This window comes from Halomonas korlensis, from assembly GCF_900116705.1.
Lineage (GTDB): Bacteria > Pseudomonadota > Gammaproteobacteria > Pseudomonadales > Halomonadaceae > Halomonas > Halomonas korlensis.
Genome location: NZ_FPBP01000013.1, coordinates 87,094 through 107,206, shown reverse-complemented (window position 1 = coordinate 107,206; position 20,113 = coordinate 87,094). Strand labels below are relative to the sequence as shown.

General features: G+C 64.2%; 22 protein-coding genes. 2 read left to right on the top strand and 20 right to left on the bottom strand.

What is annotated here, in order from left to right:
* On the bottom strand, window positions 1–654 hold a 654-nt coding region (locus tag BM341_RS15995; protein ID WP_089797066.1), incomplete at its 3' end, for an electron transfer flavoprotein subunit beta/FixA family protein.
* Window positions 655–901: 247 nt separating this feature from the next.
* Between BM341_RS15995 and BM341_RS15990 the strand changes: the two genes are divergently transcribed.
* Window positions 902–2,569, top strand: a complete 1,668-nt coding sequence (locus BM341_RS15990) for an electron transfer flavoprotein-ubiquinone oxidoreductase (protein ID WP_089797065.1) — start codon at window positions 902–904, stop codon at window positions 2,567–2,569.
* Between the two features lie 18 nt (window positions 2,570–2,587).
* On the opposite strand, the gene BM341_RS15985 is transcribed toward BM341_RS15990, so the two are convergent.
* From BM341_RS15985 to BM341_RS15910, 16 genes are all read right to left on the bottom strand, one after another.
* The gene (locus tag BM341_RS15985; RefSeq protein ID WP_089797064.1) at window positions 2,588–3,421 is read right to left on the bottom strand and encodes a sulfurtransferase; all 834 of its coding nucleotides are present in this window, start codon (window positions 3,419–3,421) and stop codon (window positions 2,588–2,590) included.
* Window positions 3,418–5,631, bottom strand: coding sequence for an ATP-dependent helicase (locus BM341_RS15980; protein ID WP_089797063.1), 2,214 nt, complete (start codon window positions 5,629–5,631; stop codon window positions 3,418–3,420). The genes BM341_RS15985 and BM341_RS15980 overlap by 4 nt, the downstream gene beginning before the upstream one ends.
* A complete protein-coding gene (locus BM341_RS15975; protein WP_089797062.1) occupies window positions 5,622–6,212 on the bottom strand; it encodes a DUF1285 domain-containing protein in 591 nt (196 codons plus the stop codon). The genes BM341_RS15980 and BM341_RS15975 overlap by 10 nt, the downstream gene beginning before the upstream one ends.
* Before the next feature lie 32 nt (window positions 6,213–6,244).
* On the bottom strand, window positions 6,245–7,117 hold the full coding sequence (locus BM341_RS15970; RefSeq protein ID WP_089797061.1) for a TatD family hydrolase: 873 nt from the start codon (window positions 7,115–7,117) through the stop codon (window positions 6,245–6,247).
* Window positions 7,118–7,146: 29 nt separating this feature from the next.
* On the bottom strand, window positions 7,147–7,482 hold the full coding sequence (locus tag BM341_RS15965) for a PilZ domain-containing protein (RefSeq protein ID WP_089797060.1): 336 nt from the start codon (window positions 7,480–7,482) through the stop codon (window positions 7,147–7,149).
* A 33-nt stretch (window positions 7,483–7,515) separates the two neighbouring features.
* Window positions 7,516–8,517, bottom strand: coding sequence for a DNA polymerase III subunit delta' (locus BM341_RS15960; RefSeq protein WP_089797059.1), 1,002 nt, complete (start codon window positions 8,515–8,517; stop codon window positions 7,516–7,518).
* The gene (tmk, locus tag BM341_RS15955; RefSeq protein WP_089797058.1) at window positions 8,508–9,161 is read right to left on the bottom strand and encodes a dTMP kinase; all 654 of its coding nucleotides are present in this window, start codon (window positions 9,159–9,161) and stop codon (window positions 8,508–8,510) included. Before tmk ends, BM341_RS15960 begins: the two co-directional genes overlap by 10 nt.
* A gap of 19 nt (window positions 9,162–9,180) precedes the next feature.
* Window positions 9,181–10,185 carry an endolytic transglycosylase MltG gene (gene mltG, locus BM341_RS15950; protein WP_089797057.1) on the bottom strand — a complete coding sequence of 335 codons (1,005 nt, stop codon included), beginning with the start codon at window positions 10,183–10,185 and terminating at the stop codon, window positions 9,181–9,183.
* 52 nt (window positions 10,186–10,237) lie between these two features.
* Complete coding sequence (gene pabC / locus BM341_RS15945; protein WP_089797056.1) at window positions 10,238–11,056, bottom strand: aminodeoxychorismate lyase; 819 nt, start codon at window positions 11,054–11,056, stop codon at window positions 10,238–10,240.
* On the bottom strand, window positions 11,053–12,291 hold the full coding sequence (gene fabF / locus BM341_RS15940) for a beta-ketoacyl-ACP synthase II (protein ID WP_089797055.1): 1,239 nt from the start codon (window positions 12,289–12,291) through the stop codon (window positions 11,053–11,055). The genes pabC and fabF overlap by 4 nt, the downstream gene beginning before the upstream one ends.
* Before the next feature lie 190 nt (window positions 12,292–12,481).
* Window positions 12,482–12,715 (bottom strand): acyl carrier protein, encoded by a 234-nt coding sequence (acpP, locus tag BM341_RS15935; RefSeq protein WP_021820799.1) that lies wholly within the window; start codon window positions 12,713–12,715, stop codon window positions 12,482–12,484.
* A 123-nt stretch (window positions 12,716–12,838) separates the two neighbouring features.
* Window positions 12,839–13,582, bottom strand: a complete 744-nt coding sequence (fabG, locus tag BM341_RS15930; RefSeq protein WP_089797054.1) for a 3-oxoacyl-ACP reductase FabG — start codon at window positions 13,580–13,582, stop codon at window positions 12,839–12,841.
* 65 nt (window positions 13,583–13,647) lie between these two features.
* On the bottom strand, window positions 13,648–14,598 hold the full coding sequence (fabD, locus tag BM341_RS15925) for an ACP S-malonyltransferase (protein ID WP_089797053.1): 951 nt from the start codon (window positions 14,596–14,598) through the stop codon (window positions 13,648–13,650).
* Between the two features lies 1 nt (window position 14,599).
* Complete coding sequence (gene plsX / locus BM341_RS15920) at window positions 14,600–15,694, bottom strand: phosphate acyltransferase PlsX (RefSeq protein ID WP_089797052.1); 1,095 nt, start codon at window positions 15,692–15,694, stop codon at window positions 14,600–14,602.
* Between the two features lie 45 nt (window positions 15,695–15,739).
* On the bottom strand, window positions 15,740–15,910 hold the full coding sequence (gene rpmF / locus BM341_RS15915; protein ID WP_089797051.1) for a 50S ribosomal protein L32: 171 nt from the start codon (window positions 15,908–15,910) through the stop codon (window positions 15,740–15,742).
* A 31-nt stretch (window positions 15,911–15,941) separates the two neighbouring features.
* Window positions 15,942–16,469 carry a YceD family protein gene (locus tag BM341_RS15910; RefSeq protein ID WP_089797050.1) on the bottom strand — a complete coding sequence of 176 codons (528 nt, stop codon included), beginning with the start codon at window positions 16,467–16,469 and terminating at the stop codon, window positions 15,942–15,944.
* Window positions 16,470–16,629: 160 nt separating this feature from the next.
* Here BM341_RS15910 and BM341_RS15905 point away from each other — a divergent pair, with 160 nt between their 5' ends.
* Window positions 16,630–17,220: a Maf family protein gene (locus tag BM341_RS15905; RefSeq protein ID WP_089797049.1), complete on the top strand. Its 591-nt coding sequence runs from the start codon at window positions 16,630–16,632 to the stop codon at window positions 17,218–17,220.
* A gap of 10 nt (window positions 17,221–17,230) precedes the next feature.
* On the opposite strand, the gene sppA is transcribed toward BM341_RS15905, so the two are convergent.
* Genes sppA through BM341_RS15890 form a run of 3 tightly spaced genes read right to left on the bottom strand, consistent with a single transcriptional unit; the run spans window position 17,231 to window position 19,990 of the window.
* A complete protein-coding gene (gene sppA, locus BM341_RS15900) occupies window positions 17,231–18,346 on the bottom strand; it encodes a signal peptide peptidase SppA (RefSeq protein WP_089797048.1) in 1,116 nt (371 codons plus the stop codon).
* Window positions 18,347–18,380: 34 nt separating this feature from the next.
* Window positions 18,381–19,031, bottom strand: coding sequence for an HAD-IA family hydrolase (locus BM341_RS15895; protein WP_089797047.1), 651 nt, complete (start codon window positions 19,029–19,031; stop codon window positions 18,381–18,383).
* Window positions 19,032–19,042: 11 nt separating this feature from the next.
* The gene (locus BM341_RS15890; protein ID WP_089797046.1) at window positions 19,043–19,990 is read right to left on the bottom strand and encodes an RluA family pseudouridine synthase; all 948 of its coding nucleotides are present in this window, start codon (window positions 19,988–19,990) and stop codon (window positions 19,043–19,045) included.
* Between the last annotated feature and the right edge of the window lie 123 nt (window positions 19,991–20,113).

The window sequence follows — 20,113 nt, the reverse complement described above, 5'->3', positions numbered from 1 at the left end:
CTTTGAGGCCACCTCGACACCAAGCTCCGCCGGGGTGGTGACATCGAGCGGCTTCTTCTTGGCCTTCATGATGTCGGGCAGCTTGGCGTAACGCGGCTCGTTCAAGCGCAGGTCGGTGGTGACGATAGCCGGCAGGGTGAGTTCGACGGTCTGCAGCCCGCCGTCGATCTCACGGGTGACCTGCAGCCGCTTTTCATCCCCTTCGCCCTCGACACTGATTTCGGAGGCGAAGGTGCCCTGGGGCAGCCCGGCCAGCGCGGCGAGCATCTGACCGGTCTGGTTGTTGTCGGTGTCGATGGCCTGCTTGCCGAGAATGACCAGGCCCGGCTGCTCCTGTTCGACGACCTTGGCCAGCAGCTTGGCGACGGCCAGCGACTCGACTTTTTCGTCGCTTTCGACGTGAATCGCCCGGTCAGCGCCCAATGCCAAGGCGGTGCGCAGCTGCTCCTGGGCGGCCTTGGGGCCGACGCTCACGGCGACCACCTCGGTCGCCACGCCCTGCTCCTTCAGGCGCACCGCTTCTTCCACGGCGATCTCGCAGAAGGGGTTCATGGCCATCTTGACGTTGGTGAGGTCGACGTCGCTGTGGTCGGGCTTGACCCGGATCTTGACGTTGTAGTCGATGACGCGTTTGACCGCGACGAGTACCTTCATAGTGTCCTCGCTTGGTTCGTTATAGGAACCCAATAATGGGAAATCCGCACTTTCCCCGCATGAGTGCCGGCATGGCAATGGACCCTTTGCGTGCCAGCAGCATCGCAAAGCAGTGGTCTAATGATTATTATGCCTATGATAAGCCTTGGCTAGAAGCAAGCGATTGTCTTGAGGCTAATGGCGTTATCGGTACGACGGACACAAAACCGCACCAACCCGAGCGTCGAGTTCAGCGAGGAGAAACTGAATGGAAGAGGTTGAACGCGAATCCATGGATTTCGATGTGGTAATCGTCGGTGCCGGACCCGCCGGGCTTTCGGCGGCGTGTCGGTTGATGCAACAGGCCAATGATGCAGGGCAGGAACTGACGGTATGTGTGGTGGAAAAAGGCTCCGAAGTCGGCGCGCATATCCTCTCCGGCGCGGTCTTTGAACCCCGCGCACTGCAGGAATTGTTTCCCGACTGGGCTGACCGTGGCGCGCCGCTCACCACACCGGCCACCCGCGACGAGCTTTACCTGCTCAAGGATGCCGAAAAGGCCCAGAAGCTGCCCAACGCCCTGGTACCCAAGACCATGCATAATACGGGTGACGATCTCACCCGCTATGTGATCAGTGCTGGCAACCTTTGCCGCTGGCTGGCCGAACAGGCCGAGGAGCTGGGCGTGGAGATCTTCCCCGGCTTCGCCGCCCAGGAAGTCCTCCATGACGAGGACGGCACGGTGCGCGGCATCCTGATTGGCGACATGGGCGTCGCTGCGGATGGCACGCCCAAGGACGGCCATATGCCGGGCATGGAGCTGCGCGCCAAGTACACCCTGTTCGCCGAGGGCTCTCGAGGGCATCTGGGCAAGCGACTGATCGAGCGCTTTCAACTGGACGAGGGGAAGGATCCGCAGCACTACGGCATCGGCTTGAAGGAGCTATGGGATGTCCCCGAAGCCCAGCATGAGCCCGGATTGGTCCTGCACGGTTCTGGCTGGCCCTTGGACAAGCACACCCATGGCGGCTGGTTTCTCTACCATGCCGAGAACCAACAGGTGGTGGTCGGTCTGATCATGGATCTTTCCTACCAGAATCCTTGGCTGTCGCCCTTCGACGAGTTCCAGCGCATGAAGCACCACCCGGTACTCGCCAAGCATCTCCAAGGCGGCAAGCGCGTGGCCTACGGCGCGCGGGCCATCACCAAGGGCGGGCTCAACTGTTTGCCGAAGATGACTTTTCCCGGCGGCCTGCTGATCGGCTGTGACGCCGGCACGCTCAATTTCGCCAAGATCAAGGGCCTGCACACCGCCATGAAATCGGGTCTGGTGGCGGCCGAGACGGTCTATGCGGCCATCGCGGCAGGTGATGAAGGCGGTCGGGAGCTGACCGCCTTCACCGACGCGTGGGAGGCGAGCTGGGCCTACGGCGAGCTCAAGGAAACCGCCAGCTTCGGCCCGGCGATCCACAAGTACGGTACCGTGGGCGGCGGCGCCTACAACTTTCTCGATCAGCTGGTCGGCGGCAAGTTACCCGAGGTACATGACACCACCCCGGATCATGCCACGCTCAAGCCCGCCAGTGAGTGCGAGAAGATCGACTACCCCCGGCCGGACGGCAAGCTCTCCTTCGACAAGCCTTCCTCGGTATTCCTGTCGAACACCAACCACGAGGAGGACCAGCCGTGCCACCTCAAGCTCGATGATCCCGAACTGCCGATCCGCGAGAACCTGCCATTATACGATGAGCCCGCGCAGCGCTACTGCCCGGCGGGCGTCTATGAAGTCGTCGAGGACGATGCTGGTAAGCCCAGGTTCCAGATCAACTTCCAGAACTGCGTGCACTGCAAGACCTGCGACATCAAGGACCCAGCCCAGAACATTACCTGGGTCGCCCCGGAAGGCGGCGGGGGACCCAACTATCCCAATATGTAGCCGACTGCTGGCGACAGCTCAATCCTCGCCGGTCGCGACAGGCCGGCCGGGGTCCCGGATCCACTCGCTCCATGAGCCCGGGTAGAGCCTCGGCAAGGGTCGGCCGGCGACGGTATAGGCAAGGATATGATGGCAAGCGGTGATACCCGAGCCGCAATAGGCGACGACCGACTCGGCCTTGGGCAGCTCGGCCGCGAGCACGTCGGGGGCCTTGAAATGCCCTTGAGCATCGAGGTTCTCGGCGCTGGGGCGGCAGGCGGCGCCGGGAATATGGCCGGCGACAGGGTCGATGGGTTCGGCCTCGCCGCGATAGCGTTCATGGCTTCTGGCATCAAGCTTGAGATCGCGCCCCGTGCCCATCTGTTCGGCATCGACCAGGCCATCCTGGCGATAGTCGGGCTGCCATCGGGACGGCTCGGGCAGGACGGGCGACGCGTGATGCGATTCGGTTTCGCCACCATCCGCCGACCAGGCCTGGACGCCGCCGTCGAGGACACGCACGTCAGGATGGCCGGCCCAGCAGCGGAGCATCCACCAGGCCCGCGCCGCCGCCAGCTGGCCGCCCGTGTCATCGTAGACCACCACCGGCATCGCCGGGGTGATACCGAGACGTTGCAAAGCGGCCGTGAATGCCTCGGATCGCGGTAGCGGATGCCGGCCGTCCGCTCCCGGCGACCCCGCCAGGTCGCGGTCAAGATCGATGTGCAGGCTGCCCGGTAAGTGAGCGTCCCGCCACAGCTGTCGTCCGGCGTCCGGATCACCCAGCCGGGCCCGGCAGTCGAGGATTCGCGGCGGCTGCTCGCCAGTGAGTGCATCGGCCAGCTCGCTGGCGCTGATCAGTGCCTGTGTCATGCCACGACTCCTTCCAGAAGCTCGATGGGCGCGCGCCGGGCAATCAAGCGGCGCCGGCCGGCCTGCAGAAACCGCACTTCGATCACCGGATTGGCCGGGTTGCCCTCGATCACGGCGATTTCCCCTTCGCCGAAGACGGCATGCCGTATCCGCTGGCCGACGCAGTAATCAGCGGCCGCCGGCCCGGATTCGGCCACGCCGCCGGGGGCGCTTGCGGCCGCGGCGATCGGTAGTGCCTGCCCGAGCGAAGCGAGGTAACGCTCGACCAGGCCAGGAACGGACACCGCCAAGGGGGAAGCGTACTCGCCCTGCCCTGCCGCGCTGAGGCGCTCGCTGACTTGCTGGCAGTCGCGCCAGGCGGTCTCGCCGATGAAGCGGCTGGGGCGGTGATCGCCGCCATCATGCACGATGCACAGCTGCTCGCGGGCCCGCGTGATGGCGACGTAGAACAGCCGACGCTCTTCCTCCAGGCGTTGCGGCGACAGCGGGTTGTCGCGGCTGTAGTGCGGAAAGTCCTCTTCGTTGCTCCCGGCAAGGACCACCAGCGGCCATTCCAGCCCCTTGGCGCCATGCACCGTGGAAATCAGCACGCCATCGTCGCGATTTTCCACCGGGCGGCGCAGCAATTCGATAAAGGCCTCGACGTCATCACCAAGCTCGCTGGCCTGTTCGACCAGCACATCGAGCAGCCGCACGTCCTCCTCGCCCTTGTCGCGACGGGCGGCGGCCCGCTTGAGCACCTTCTCGGCCTCGACGCCCTCGACCACGTGCTGAAGCAGTTTGGCCGGCGGCCAGCTGCCCAGTTTCGGCAGCTCGCAGAGCAGCGCCCAGCGGCGCTTGAGCGTTCGCCGCTGGTGAGGCTTGAGCCCGTCGATGAGCGGATCATGCCGCTCCGGCCAGCGCTGGGTATCGGCCAGCCGAGCCGCCAGCGCGGCGAGCCGCTCGCGAGCCACGAAAGGTGTCGGCTGGGCAAGCAGCAGGTGGAGGTGCTCCGGGTCCTGCAACAGGGACGGTGACCTGGCCAGCATCAGGTAACCGGCCAGCGCCTGCACGAGGGGCAGGCGGAACACGAAACGGTCCTCGCGGGCGAGCCGGAACGGCACGCCCGCCCTAAGCAGCGACAACTGCAAGGGCACCGTGAGCGCCCAGCTGCGCACCAGCAGGCAGGCCTCGTCCAGCCGCCGGCCTTGCCGGTGCCAATCGTCGAGCGTGTCGAGCACGGCGCTGGCGCCCTGTCCGACCGCAAGCCCAGTATCCGGGGTATGCGCGCCCGCCAGGCAGAGCTGGTCGGGGCGTCGGCGATTGGCAGCGATGGCATGGTTGGCGGCCAGCGCCAGGGCATGGCCGTGGCGAAAGGTGGTTGACAGCGGATAATCGGTTGCCGCGCCAAAGGTGGCGGTAAAACGTTCGAGCATGGTGTCGGGGTGTGCCCCCCGCCATTCGTAGATGCACTGGTTGGCATCGCCCACCGCCATCACCGCCGCCTCACGCCCCGCGAGTAGCGCCAGCAGCCGCTGCTGGGCCACGTTGATGTCCTGGTACTCGTCGATGATCACATGGTCGAGAAAACCCCGGACCCGTCGGCACAGCTCAGGGTCGGCTTCGAGTGCCAAGAGCGGACGATAGAGCAGATCCGCATAGCTCACCAGGCCATGCTCGGCCAGCAGCTGCTCGGCGTGCTCGAAAGCGACGGGGAAATAATCGGTATTCTCACCGAAGTCGAGGCGGTCATGGAGCTCGGCGGGCGTCACCATTTCGGCTTTGACCAGCGCGCAGAAGTGCGCCAGGGCCTCGAGTCGCTCGGCATCCAGGGCCGCATCGCGTGCCCCGGGGTCGTCGGCGAGCGCGGCGAGGGTCGCCTGGCGCAACAAGCGCTCCAGCTGCCAGTCCGCGGTCAACAGCTGCCGCGACGCAAGCGCTCCCCAGCGGGTCAGACTGCCGGTCAGGCGGTGGCCCAGCGAGTGGAAGGTGCGAACGTCGGGAAGTGCCTGCCCGGCTGGCGCCATGGCGGCCAGACGCGACTGGAAGTCCTCGCGCGCGGAGCGGTTGAACATCAGCACCAGAATGCGCGCGGCGGGCACGCCCTGCTCGAGCAGCTTGAGCACCCGCGCCACCATGGTGGTGGTCTTGCCGGCACCGGCCACCGCCGCGACGCGGGCATGGCCCTCGCCATGCGCCACCACGGCCCGCTGTTCGTCGGTCAGGCGCATGGCGTCTCCGGGTCCGGCCCCGTCTGGTCGCCTTCCTCCCCGTCGAGCCGACCCAAGGGATGCCAGACGCCGCCACTGGTCAGACCCAACTCTTGTCCACCGGTCGCCAGCTCTCGGCTCTCGGCCTGATCCACTAGACGGTAATAGACGTTGCGCCCCAGCCGAGCCGCGAGCCCAAAACGCACCGGCACCTCGGGCACGTACTCACCGCCAGGCGTCTCGCTCAGCGCCAGCCGGTGGTGTTCGTCGAGTGCCAGACGGTCGCCGACATTGGTCGTGAGCCACCATGTACCCTGCGCGTCAGGCTCGGCGTCGACAATCAGGAAGGGACGATCCTCGACTTGGACATGCTGCTTTTCGGCGGGTGTTACCAGGTAACACTCGCCGTCGGCCTCGCGCCGCAGGATAGTCGAGAGCAGACGCACCAGGCGCGGCCGGACAATGGCGACAGCCTCGTGTATCCAGCGGCCATCGGCGGCAATCAACAGGTCCATCTCTCCCTGTTGCTCAGGGTTCCAAGTGTCGAGCGGTGGGATCTCGCCGTCGGGGTCGATCTGGGCCAGTAACGGGTCGAGGGTCATGGCAGGGCCTCGCTGGGAGTCTTTTCGAAAGCTTAGACCAGTCCTGCCTGGGCCAGCGCCTCACGAACGTTGTCGGGCGCCTGGGGCGCGGCAGCACGAAACAACCGGTAGAAATTCGCCGTGGTCTGCATCGCCACTTCCTCCACGCTGATGCCGCGCACCTCGGCGATGCATTCGGCCACTTCCACCACCCAGGCCGGCTCATTGGGCTTGCCGCGATGGGGGACCGGGGCGAGATACGGACTATCGGTCTCGATCAACAGGCGATCCAGCGGAATACGCCTGGCCAGTTCGCGAATCGATTCGGCATTGCGAAAGGTCACGATCCCCGACAGCGAGATGAAAAAGCCATGGCGCACCGCCTCCCGCGCCATGTCCAGATCCTCGGTGAAGCAATGCAGCACCCCCCCCACGTTCGGGTCGGTATGCTCGCGGATCAGTGCCAGGGTATCCTCGCGCGCCTCACGCGTATGCACGATCACCGGCAACTCCAGTTCGTTGGCGGCCATCAGGTGACGGCGGAAACGCTCGTACTGCAAGCCACGTGACGGCATCTGGGATGCGCCGACCTCATCGCTGTCCGCGGAATCGGTATCGACGGCATAATGGTAATCGAGGCCGGTTTCGCCGATCGCCACCGCATCAAAGCGCTCGGCGACCTCCTTGATCGCCTCGACATCGGGCTCCTCGACGACACACTGCATGGGATGCACGCCAGCGGCGATCACCACATCCTCATGTTCGCGACTGATGGCGGCGAGCGCCCGCACATCCTCCAGCTTCACGGCGACGGCCAGGAATTGACGCACGTCGCGCTCGCGGGCGGCGGCCAGGGCCGCGCCGAGATCACCGTGATGGGTCTCGGGGTCGAGGCGGTCGAGATGACAGTGAGAATCAACGAACATGTAGCAGGTCACCAGTGGAAATGAAGTCGTCAGAGCGTATAGGTCGCTGCACCCTTGTCCAGCTGACCGGCCAGCAGGCTCTCGATGCGACCGCGGACCGCCTGATCCTCGGTGCCGAAGTGGATACCGATCCCTGGAACGCGGCGGCCAGCAACGCCTTCCGGCGAGACCCAGACCACCTGGCCGGTCACCGGGACGCGCTCGCTCTCGCCGGGCAGCATCAACAACAGAAACACTTCCTGGCCGAGTTCGTAGCGCTCGCGGGTGGGTACGAAAATGCCACCACGGTCGAGCGACGGCATATAGGCCGAGAGCAGGGTAGGGACATCCTGGATGGTCAGTGACAGCGCTTTCTGGGCGGCCATGGCCGTCTCCTCGAGTTACGACGCAAGTCAGGGTCAGGAGCGCAGCAGCGCCGACCAGCGAACCAGCCAGGCTTCGAGCACCAGCTGGGGGTTGGGATTGCCCCCCATGGCCAGCAGGCGCCGCTGCTCGCGAGCATAGTCGAGCAACCTGAACCAGTCACGCAGGCGGCCATTCTTGACGGCCTGGCGGTACAGCGGCAGCAGGTCGGGGTTGCGCAGCGCCCGGCTATCACCGGAGAGGCCCAGGCGAATCAGGTCTTCCAGCCAGGCGATACCGTACCATAGGATCGCATCGATCGACTGCCGATCCAGTCGCGCCGCTTCGGCCACCGGCTCGGCCCCTCGTACCAACGCCTCGAAGGTCTCGTGCAACTGTTGGCGCAGGGCGCGCGCCTCGGGCGCCGCCTGCTCCAGCGCGGCCAATGGCAGGCCGCCGGCCACCTGCCACCAGAAGCGCGCATTGGCCTCATCGCCCAGGCGCTCGGCCAGCCAGTCAGTGCATTCGTCGGCCGCGGGGGGCGAAAGTGTCCATTGCTGGCAGCGTGAACGAATGGTCGGCAGCATCCGCGAGGGGATATCGGCGATGAGCATGAACAGCGTCCGCGCACCGGGCTCTTCCAGGCTCTTGAGCAGCGCATTGGCGGCGGCCACGTTCATCGCCTCGGCCGGCTGGATCACGATCACGCGATAGCCGCCCTGCTGGGCAGTCTGGGCGACGAAGGCGTTGACCGCGCGAATGGGATCGATACGGATTTGCCGCTTGCCCTCCTCCGGCTCGACCCTGAGCAGGTCCGGATGGTAGCCCGCCGCTAGCATTCGACAGCCATGGCAGTGGCCGCAGGCATGCTCACCGGGACTGGCGCACAGCACCCAGGCGACTAACGCTTTAACAAGCGGCTGTTTGCCCACGCCCCGCGGGCCCGAAAAAAGCAGCGCATGGGGCAAGCGCCCGGCACGGGCCTGATCGGTCAGGGCCCGGAACCGCGCCGCCAGCCAGGGCGGCGGCGCCAGGTCGTTCGACGGTGTCAACGCCATGCGGCGACCCGCGTTTCCAGATGCGCCAGCAGCCGATGCTGTACTGTGGCGAGATCGGCCGACGCATCGATCACGGCGATGCGCTCGGGGGCCGAAGCAGCGCGGTCCAGATAGGCCCGGCGAACCGCCTCGAAGAACTCGCCACGCTCACGCTCGAAACGGTCACGTTGTGCGCCATTATGCTCCAGGCGCCCCTGCAGGCGCCGCTGTGCTGCTTGCATGGGCATGTCCAGTAACAGCGTAAGGTCGGGCTGCAGCCCTTGCTGAACGAAGGCCTCCAGCGCGCTGATACGCGACGCGGCTATCCCCCGGCCACCTCCCTGGTAGGCAAAGGTCGCGTCGGTAAAGCGATCGCAGACCACCCAGGCACCACGCGCCAGCGCCGGGCGGATCTTGCTGGCCAGGTGCTGGGCACGCGCGGCGAACACCAGCAACAACTCGGCGTCGTCATCGAGCGGCTCGGCGACATCGGGGTCAAGCAGCAGGTCACGGATCGCTTCGGTCCTGGCGGTACCACCGGGCTCACGCGTGCGCACGACCTCGATGCCGCGGGTTTCGAGCCAGTCGGCCACCAGTGCCAGATTGGTGGACTTGCCCACGCCTTCACCGCCTTCCAGCGTGATGAATCGTCCGCGCTGCGACATGGTGGCAGCCGCTCCCTGATCAACGATTGCGAATGTACCGATTCACTGCGTTGTTGTGCTCGCGCAGTGAATCTGAAAATTGATGCGTGCCGTCGCCGCGGGAAACGAAATACAGGCTCTCCCCCTCGGCTGGGTTGACCGCCGCCTCCAGAGCGCCGCGTCCCGGCAGGGCAATCGGCGTCGGTGGTAGGCCATCGATCACGTAGGTGTTGTAGGCCGTGGCTTCACGCAGATCGGCCCGGGTGATATTGCCCTCATAGCGCTCGCCCATGCCGTAGATCACCGTGGGGTCAGTCTGCAGACGCATGCCGCGCTCCATGCGTCGCTTGAACACGCCGGCGATGTCCCGGCGCTCTTCGGGAACCCCCGTTTCGCGCTCGATCAAGGAGGCCATGATCAGCGCTTCATACGGGGTGTCGATGGTCAGGTCGTCGTCTCGCTCGGCCCACACTTCCTCAAGGACTGCTTCCATCCGGTTCAATGCCTGACGCAGAATATCCAGATCGCTCATTCCCTTCTGATAGCGGTAGGTATCGGGAAAGAACCAGCCCTCGGGGTGGCTGTCCTCGCGGCCCAGCCGCGCCATCAACTGTTCGTCGGTCAGATCGGCGGTCAGCGCCGCGAGCTTGGGCGCTTGTGCGAGTCGGTCGCGCATCTGTTGGAGGGTCCAGCCTTCGGGAATCGTCAGCGAATAGGTGACCACCTCGTGGCTGTCCAGCAGCGCCAGCACATCGCGGCCGCTCATGCCGGGCTCCAGCCGATACTCGCCAGGCCGCAGCTCGGGCACGCTCTGCGGATCAAGCCGCACCAGCAGGCGGTAGGCCCAGGCGTCGCTGACGATGCCGCGCTGACCTAGGTCGCGCACCACGCCATGGAACCCCGCCCCGGCAGGCACTTCGTAGATGGTCGATTCGTCCAGCGTGATAGGCGCCTCAAGCCGCGATTCCCAATAGCGATAACCGGCGAACAGCGCTACCCCGGCAATCACCCCCAAGGCTATCAGTACCTTTAACAGACGCAGCATGTGCTTCCTCGTTGCAAAGGGTCGACACAGGGCCAGTGCGGCTCAAAAACCGTCATGGGAAAAGTGGATAACCCAGCAGGGCATGAGCTTCTGCCTGAAGCGGACGATGACGATGCCTGATATTCCAGCGCTTGAGCTCCCTGCCCTGGGCATCATCGAGGCGAGCCACCGGCCAGAGCCCCTGCACGGAGTTGCCGAGCCATACCGCCTCGGCCTCTTCCAGCACCTCCGGCCCTCTCTCGACCTCCTGGAGGCTGACGCGTTGCCGCAGGGCGTCACGCAGTGTTCCCGCTACACCACAACGATCCAGCCGCGGGGTTTCCAGATGACCGTGACGCAGCCAGAAAAGATTCATGCTGGTCGCCTCGACCAGCCGCCCCTCGGTATCGCACAGCACGCCCTCGGCAACCTCAGGCGTTGACCACTCCGCTCGGGCCAGCACGCTCTCCAGGCGATTGAGGTGCTTGAGTCCCGCCAGCGCCGGCTGAATGCCCAAACGCAACGCACAGTGGCGTATGTGCACGCCGCGCATCCAGCAGGCCTCCTTTGGCACAAACGGTACCAGACACCAACGCAGCCTTGGTTCAGGATCCGCTGGCAGCTGGTAGCCGCGACCGCCACTGCCGCGAGTGAGCATCAACTTCAATACCTGTAGACCCTGACCTGCCGCAGCCAACGGCTGTTCCAGCGCAGCTTGCGCCGGCAGGGGAATGGCAAGCATCTCACAGCCTCTTGCGAGGCGGGCCAGATGCGCCTCCCAGAGCTGCGGTTGACCATCCCGCAGCAGCACGGTTTCGAACAGGCCGTCGCCATAGGCGACGCCACGGTCATCGAAAGGCCAGCCCGCGGAATGGGATGATGTGCCTCTCACACCTTGGCAAACACCAAGGTGCCATTCGTACCGCCGAAACCGAAGGAGTTGGAGAGCGTGACCTCAATTTTCATATCTCGCGCATGATGGGGCACATAATCCAGATTGCAGCCTTCCTGCGGCGCTTCCAGGTTGATCGTCGGTGGCGCGATTTGGTCGCGGATCGCCAGCACGCTGAATATCGCCTCGACGGCGCCCGCCGCGCCCAACAGATGACCGATCATCGACTTGGTGGAGCTCACCGCCACGGACTTCGCGGCGTCACCCAGCACCCTCTCGACGGCACGGCTCTCGGCGAGGTCACCGGATTGTGTCGAGGTGCCATGCGCATTGATGTAATCCACCTGCGACGGGGCAATACCCGCGTCACGGATGGCATTGCTCATGGAGATGGCCGCACCGCTGCCATCTTCCGGTGGGGAGGTCATATGGTAGGCGTCGTCACTCATGCCGAAACCGGTAAGCTCGGCATAGATGGGCGCGCCGCGGGCCTTGGCGTGTTCGTACTCCTCGAGCACCATGACGCCAGCGCCATCGGAGAGCACGAAGCCGTCGCGATCGCAATCCCAGGGACGGCTGGCCGCCGCCGGATCGTCGTTGCGGGTCGACAGCGCGCGAGCCGCCGAAAAGCCACCCAGGCCCAGTGGCGTCGTTGCCATTTCAGCACCACCGCAGACCATCACGTCGGCATCGCCATAAGCGATGGTGCGCGCGCTATAGCCGATATTATGCGTGCCGGTGGTGCAGGCCGTGGTAATCGCGATGTTGGGACCGCGAAAACCATGCTGGATGGCCAGGTTGCCCGAGATCATGTTGATGATCGAGCCGGGCACGAAGAAGGGCGAGATTCGCCGGGCGCCTCCCTTGAGAAGGGCATGGTGGTTGTGCTCGATCATCGGCAGCCCACCGATGCCCGAGCCGATAGCCACACCGATCCGGCCAGAATTTTCCTCGGTGCACTCGATGCCGGAATCTTCGATCGCCTGGGCACCGGCCGCCATCCCGTACTGGATGAAGAGGTCCATCTTGCGGGCCTCCTTGGGATTGAGATAAGGACTGATGTCGAAGTCCTTGACCGAGCCACCGAAACGGGTATTGAAGCCACTGACGTCGAAATGCTCAATGGGCGCAATTCCGCTCTTGCCGGCCACGATATTGGTCCAACTCTTCTCGACGGTATTCCCTACCGGTGTAACCAGACCGAGCCCGGTCACCACCACCCTTTTACGAGCCATCCGTTTTCCTCCCCACGATACTGGTGACACGACCCCCGAGCCGGAGCCGCCATTGCGCGCATTATACCCGAGTCTCGGCTACCTGTGCCGCCTGCGGGATTCGCCCAGATACGAGAAAGCCGCCCTTGACGGACGGCTATTTCCGGGACATGGCCCGGCGCATCAACAAGCAGACTCAAGCGCCACCGAATTACTGGTTAGCGTTGACGTAGTCGATGGCTTCCTGAACGGTCGTGATCTTCTCGGCTTCCTCGTCGGGAATTTCAGTATCGAACTCCTCTTCGAGCGCCATGACCAGCTCGACGGTATCCAGGGAATCAGCGCCCAGATCCTCGGTAAAAGACGAGGAATTCTGGATGTCTTCTTCCTTGACGTTCAGGCGCTCGGCCACAACTTTCTTCACGCGCTCTTCGATGGTGCTCATTGTACGTACTCCAGTCGTTCACGTTAGCCGTTCTGAAAACCAGCTATTTCGAAACCGCAAGCCAAAAGCTGCGGGGTAGTTTATAGACGCCCTCTGGTCGGCGCAAGCCGAGCCAGGCGGCTGTCAATGCATGTTCATGCCGCCATTGACATGCAGGGTCTCGCCAGTGATGTAGCTTGCCGTCTCGCCGGCCAGAAACCCGACCGCAGCCGCGATCTCCTCGGGCTTACCCAGCCGCGCCAGGGGAATCTGACCCAACAGCATTTTCTGCTGCTCTTCTGGCAGCGACTCGGTCATGTCGGTGGCGATGAAACCGGGGGCCACCGAATTGACGGTGATCGAACGCGAGGCCACTTCACGCGCCAGAGCCCGCGTAAAGCCTTCCATGCCGGCTTTCGCCGCAGCATAGTTTGTCTGGCCAAGATTGCCCATGCTGGCGACCACCGAACTGATGCAGATGATGCGACCGAAGCGGGCCCGGGTCATGCCACGCAGGCAAGCCTTGCTGACGCGATAGACCGACTTGAGATTAGTGTCGATCACCGAATCCCATTCGTCTTCTTTCATGCGCATCAGCAGGTTGTCGCGGGTAATGCCGGCATTGTTGACAAGGATCGTGGGAGCCCCGAACGCATCGCTTACTGCCTTGACCAGCCCATCGATGCTCGATTGATCGTTGACATCCAGTTGACGTCCCGCCCCTTCGATTCCCGCTTCCTTGAGGTCGGCATCGATCCGGCCGGCCCCATTCACGCTGGTGGCCGTTCCGATCACGATATGGCCCTGTCGTCCCAGTTCATGGGCGATGGCCCGGCCGATACCGCGGCTGGCGCCGGTGACCAAGGCGACTCTACGCTCGCTTGTCATGGGGTATTCCACCTTTATCCCGAGAAGATTGCATGCATGAATGTCGTTCGGCCATTAAACGGCAACTACCCCGTCGCCTCCCTGGCCAGCTCCAGCGCCGCCTCCAAGCTATCCGGATCGTTGACGGCCAGTCCCTTGCTACCCCGTGCAATGCGCTTGTTGAGACCCGTGAGCACCTTGCCGGGACCGCATTCGATGAACACCCGAGCCCCCTGCTCGACCATTGCCTCGACGCACGAGGTCCAGCGTACCGGCTGATAGAGCTGCTCGATCAAACGGGTACGCAATGTCTCGATGTCGGCATGCGCCTGTGCATCAACATTCTGTATGACCGTGTAGCGCGGTGAACGCAACTCGACCTCATCCATCGCCTCAGCCAACCGCTCGGCGGCCGGACGCATCAGCGCGCTATGAAAGGGCCCCGAAACCGGCAATTCCACGGCACGCCTGGCCCCCGCTTGCTGGCAGGCCACAATCGCTCGCTCCACGGCAGCCTTGCTGCCGGCAATGACCACCTGCCCTGGGGCATTGTAGTTGACCGCCGACACCACGTCGTCCTGTGCCGCATTGGCACAGGCCTGTTCCACCTGATCGTCATCGAGACCCAGGATGGCCGCCATGGCACCCTCACCGACCGGTACCGCCTCCTGCATCGCCTCCCCACGCAATCTGACCAGCCTCACGCCCTGAGCGAAGGGCAGCGCACCCGCACAGACCATGGCACTGTATTCACCCAGGCTATGGCCGGCCATGACGCCCGGGCGAGGCCCCTCCAGCTCCTGCCAGACGCGCCATACGGCCACACTGGAAGCGAGCAACGCCGGCTGTGTACAGGCCGTGGCGTTCAGCGCATCGGCCGGGCCTTCCTGCACGAGTTGCCAGAGGTCGTAACCGAGCGCGTCGGAGGCCTCATCGAAGGTAGTGCCCACCACGCTGTAGCGTTCTGCCAGCTCTCGCAGCATACCTACCTGCTGAGACCCCTGGCCGGGGAACACGAGGGCAAGGGGTTGCGTCATGTCAATCACCTTTCTCTTGTTGGCTTGTATCGCCATCGGGCCGGTTGCCGCCTCGGACACCACCGGCGCACGAGTCGGCCGTCGGTCGCCGCTGGACGAGCTCAGCCACCAGTCGCGTCGGCAGGTCATGCTTGACCTCCTGCACCGCGCGTAACACCGCATAGTGAAAGCCGGTGGCGTCGGCACTACCATGACTCTTGACCACGATGCCATCCAGCCCCAGCAAGCTGGCACCGTTATAGCGCACCGGGTCAAGCTCACGCTTCAACCGCCGCAGTGCCGGCCGGGCCATGGCGCCCACCAGCCGGCTTCCCCAGTGGGCGTCGAAGGTCGCCTGAACACGCTCGACCAGCATCCGGGCAAGTCCTTCACTTGCCTTGAGGACCGCGTTGCCGACGAAACCATCACAAACCACCACGTCGGCACCGCCACTGAAAATACCGTCGCCTTCCATAAACCCTACATAGGCGATGTCGGGCTGATCGCGCAACCACGCATCGGCCTGCCGGACACTCGAAGGCCCCTTGCTGCCTTCGACACCGAGGTTGAGCAACGCTACCCGCGGCGAGCTCAGGCCGTCTACATGGCGCGCCATTGCCTCGCCCATCAAGGCAAACTCTATTAGCCGGTCGGCCGACACCTCGACGTTCGCCCCTAGGTCGAGCAGGTAGCAACGTCCCTGATTGCGAGTCGGAATCGAGGTGCTGATCGCCGGGCGCGATATGCCCGGGACCGTGCCCATGGCACGACGGGCCAGCGCCATCAGCGCGCCGGTGTTACCGGCACTGACGCCAGCTCGCACCTCGCCGGCAGCAACACAATCGAGCATCTTCGCCATGCTGCTACAGGCACCGCGACGCAGCGCTTCGGAAACGCGCTGATCCTGACCCACTACCTCAGGCGCATTGACAACACTCATACGCGAACCCGCCGCAGCAAGGTGCCGCGGCAGGCGAGAAATTTCATCATCTAGGCGGCGTTTCGGGCCGAAGAGCCGAATTTCGAGATCCGGCACGTCGTTAGCCGCGCTGGCCGAACCAACAACGGTGGCGAACGGGCCAAGATCCCCACCCATGGCGTCAACGGCAATCCACACGAGACAGTCAGGGTCCGGACGTCAACGAGAGAGAAACACTTTACCTCAGGCGTCAACGACCTTGCGGCCACGGTAAAAGCCGTCAGGAGAGACGTGATGACGCAGATGCGTGGTTCCCGTTTCCTGGTCCTGGGATAACGTCGGCGCTGTCAGCGCATCGTGGCTGCGACGCATGCCGCGCTTGGAACGAGTCTTGCGAGTCTTTTGAACTGCCATGGGGATTACTCCAGAGTGAAACGATGATGAATCAGGATTTGCCTTTGAGACGCTTGAGCACCTCGAACGGACTCGCTGCGGGCGCGACGGAGTGTTCTGCTTCTACTCCGCTGCTCAGCTGGTCTCGTGAGACTCGGCAATCGGCCTCGTCGTGGTAAACCACCTGCGGCAGGCTGAGGATCAGTTCATCCTCGATCACCTCCAGGAGGTTCAGCTGTTCGTTTTCCACCAGCACCGGCTCGTGCGTGCTCGGTAGCGCGGCGGCCAGGGCGTCGCTGGTGACCATGCCGAGGTGAAATTCGCTCTCTACCTGCTGTGCCATCGGCGACTGGCAGCGCCGGCAAGGCAGCTGCAAGTCGGCTTCAAGGCGGCCGCGAATCTCTCGCTGGCCCTGAGCGTCGACGCCAAAATCGAGCCACACCCGGCAATCGCCGCTCTGGGGGCCGACGGCTTCGGCCAGGCGTACGAATCCGTCGAGGGACACAAGCCCTTCGAGGTGTTCGGCGCGGGCGGCGAGCTTGTAAGGCTCGACCTTGTCGGGAAGTCGTGAGGTCAACATAGGCGCGCAATGATAGGCACTCGCCCTGCCCCTGTCAAAGCTTGTCACCCTCTCGCTGCCGAGGCGTTAGACTGGCCCCTGCTGCATTGGCCCGAAGGGCCATCATGTCGACGTATAAAAAACTTACTAGCACCGCCCTGATAGCTCCCGGAGACTCTGTATGACGCGCCTAGTCCTCGCCTCTGGTTCACGCTGGCGTCGCCAGTTGCTCGACCGCCTGGCACTCCCCTACGTCTGGTCGAGCCCCGACATCGACGAGACGCCACGGCCCGGGGAAACGCCGCAGACGCTCGTTGAACGGCTGGCCCTCGCCAAGGCCAACCGCCTGGCCAACGACTATCCCGACCACTTGATCATCGGCTCGGACCAGGTGGCCTTGTTCGACGGCGATATTCTCGGAAAGCCCCACGACGAAGCGACCGCACGCGACAATCTGGCTCGCTTTTCAGGCCAGCGCGTGCGTTTCATGACCGGCCTGGCGCTCATCGATACCGCACGGCGCGAGGAACATGTCTGCCATGAGACCTATGACGTGGTCTTTCGCCGGCTCGACGATACCGAGATCGCCCAGTACGTGGCGCTCGAAAAGCCTCTGGACAGCGCCGGCAGCTTCCGCATGGAAGGTCTCGGTATCACGCTGTTCGAAAGGCTCGCGGGGGACGACCCCAACACCTTGATCGGGCTGCCGCTGATTCGACTTTGCGCGATGCTTCGCGAGGCCGGCCTCGACCCGCTGCGCCAGCCCCGCTGACGCCGGGCATTCAGGGTAGCTGGTAGCGAAGCGGCGATTGATTCCTCGATGTCGCGCCCAGCCATTCGGCGGCGACACGGCCGAATTGACGCGAGATTCGCTCGAACGGGTCCAGGCTCGGCGTGTAATCGCGCAGTTGAACGTCACCCAAACGCTGGCGAGACAGGCCATGAAGGCTACCCAGCGAATCGACCAACCCGAGATCGAGTGCCTGTTCCCCACTCCAGACCAGCCCCGAGAACAGATTGTCGTTGTCGGCGAGGCGATCGCCACGCCCTTCGCGCACGTCGTCGATGAATTGGCGGTGAGTGGTTTCCAGCACCGTTTCCCAGAATTCCTGCTGCTCTGGCGCCACCGACGAAAAGGGATCGAGAAAGCCCTTGTTGTCACCGGCCGCATAGAGGCGGCGCTCCACGCCGAGGCGCTCGATCGCCTCTTCGAAGCCGAAACTCGAGAATATGACCCCGATCGAGCCGACCAGACTAGCCGGTGCCGCGATGATTTCGTCAGCCGCGGCGGCAATGTAATAGGCGCCGCTGGCCCCGATATCCTCGATCACGGCGATAATGGGTTTGTCGCCCTGTTCCCGCAGGCGCATCACCTCCGCATAGATGCGCTGGGACTGCACCGGACTGCCACCGGGACTATCGATCTGTAGCACGACAGCCTGACTACCCTCGGCTTCCCAGGCGCGATTGAGCCCCTCGATGACACGCTCGGCATTGGCGGGGGAATCGCCGTCGATCACGCCTTTCACCTCGACGACACCAAGGTGTGGGCCCGTCGGCGCGGTGGCGCTCGACAGGCCAAACAGGCCATAGAAGATCACCGCCAGGGAGGCCAGCAACAGTGCGAGGAAGAAAAACCTGAAGAACAGCTTCCAACGCCGGGTGCGACGCTGCTCGACCAGCACGCCATCGACCCAGCGCCCCATCATGTGCAGCTGTTCCAGCCGCTGGCGCTCCCGCAGGACCTCGGCACTTTCTCGTCCCGACCCGTCTCCTGCCGACTTTTCTCCTGTCGATTCGCGAGGCGCCTCGTGCTGCCGGCTTGCCGCCCGTGCCTGATCGTCGCCAAGCTCAGGCCCGTCTATCCAAGGGTCCTGGCGGTTGTCATCATCGCTCATGGTAATCTTAATCCCGTGAAGTAATCCCTGAAACTCAATCGTGCAGCCAGTCGAAGAGAGCGGTCGAGCTCCCGGCGGTAAAGATGGGACGGCAAGCCGCAAGCCGTGATGGCGCATGGACGCCGTAGGTCACTGCCACACGGTCCATCCCCAGCGCCCGCGCCATTTCCAGGTCATATTCGGTGTCACCGATCATCACCGCCTCCTCGACACGCACCTCGAGCTCGGCAAGCAGCTCCTCGAGCATACGCGGATGCGGTTTCGACAGCGTTTCATCGGCCGTACGACTCGCATGGAACCAGCGGCCGCTACCGCTTTCCCGAAAGACCCGATCGAGACCCCGTCGACTCTTGCCGGTGGCGACCGCCAAGCGTTGATCGGTGAGGGCATGCAGGCTGGCAAGCCCCTTTTCCACGCCGGGAAAGAACTGCATCGGGGTGGTGTCGCCCTCGACGAAATGGAAGGCGTAGCGATCACGCAACCGCGCTGCGCGAGCCGGGTCGATACCGGGGCATAACGCGGCGATCGCCTCGGGCAATCCCAACCCGATGATGTCGCGGACCGCCTCGTCGGAAAGCGACCCCCATTCGGCTTCAAGGGCGGCGGCCTGCATGCTGGAAACGATGCGACTTGCCGAATCCATCAGGGTGCCGTCCCAATCGAAGATCATCAGTCGATAGCGCATGGCGGCTCCAGTCACGACGGCCGACGGGCCCGGACGAGCGCCGTCGCGAGGTCGTCGGGAAGCGGTGCCTTGATCTGCACCGGCCGGCCGCTCGTAGGTTCCGGGAAAGTCAACGCTTCGGCGTGCAGGAAAAGCCGCGACAGGCCTAAGCTCGTCGCCAGCCGCGCGCCTTCGCGACTGCCATATTTATCGTCACCCAGCAACGGATGGCCGGCATGCTGGGCATGGACACGAATCTGATGGGTGCGCCCGGTCACCGGCTCGGCCTCGATCAGGGTGAGTCGGTCGAAGGTTTCGCGCACCGAAAAGCGCGTCCGCGCCATCTTGCCGGCGACATCGACCCGCACCCGTCGCTCGCCATTGCCGGCCTCGAAGCGCTCGAGACGGGCACTGACGAAGTCGCGCCGGGCCGGCCAGCGCCCCGCTACCAGCGCCAGGTAGCGCTTGTCCATGCGATGCTGCTTGAGCGATTCGTTCAGGGCCAGCAGGGCCGGACGCGATTTCGCGAGCAGCAGACACCCCGAGGTGTCGCGGTCCAGCCGATGCACCAACTCAAGAAAATCCAGATCCTCGCGAACCTGGCGCAGCGCTTCGATCAGGCCGATCTTCACCCCACTTCCCCCGTGCACGGCGAGTCCCGAGGGCTTGTTGATGACCAGCCAGTCGGGGCCCTCGAGCAGCACACTGCCCGCCAAGAGGTTATGCAGGCTGTCGCTGACCTCGCGCACCGCCTCGCGTGGCGTCAACCGCAGCGGCGGTATGCGCACCAAGTCACCCAGCGCCAGGCGAGTGTCTGCCTTGACGCGCTTCTTGTTTACTCGCACTTCGCCCTTGCGCACGATGCGGTACACGAGTGCGCGGGGCGCCCCCTTGAGCCGTGACATCAGAAAATTGTCGACTCGCTGACCCACCTGACCTTCGGCCACTTCTATCCACTGTACCTCGCGCCCTTCGGCCATGCCGAGTCTCCGCTGTCAAACCGGCGTAAAAGCGCATTCTACCGCACTGGATGGCAGTCTGTGTCAATTGCTGGTCAACATCATTACTGGTATATTGCCAGCTCACTCCAATGGGCCATTAAA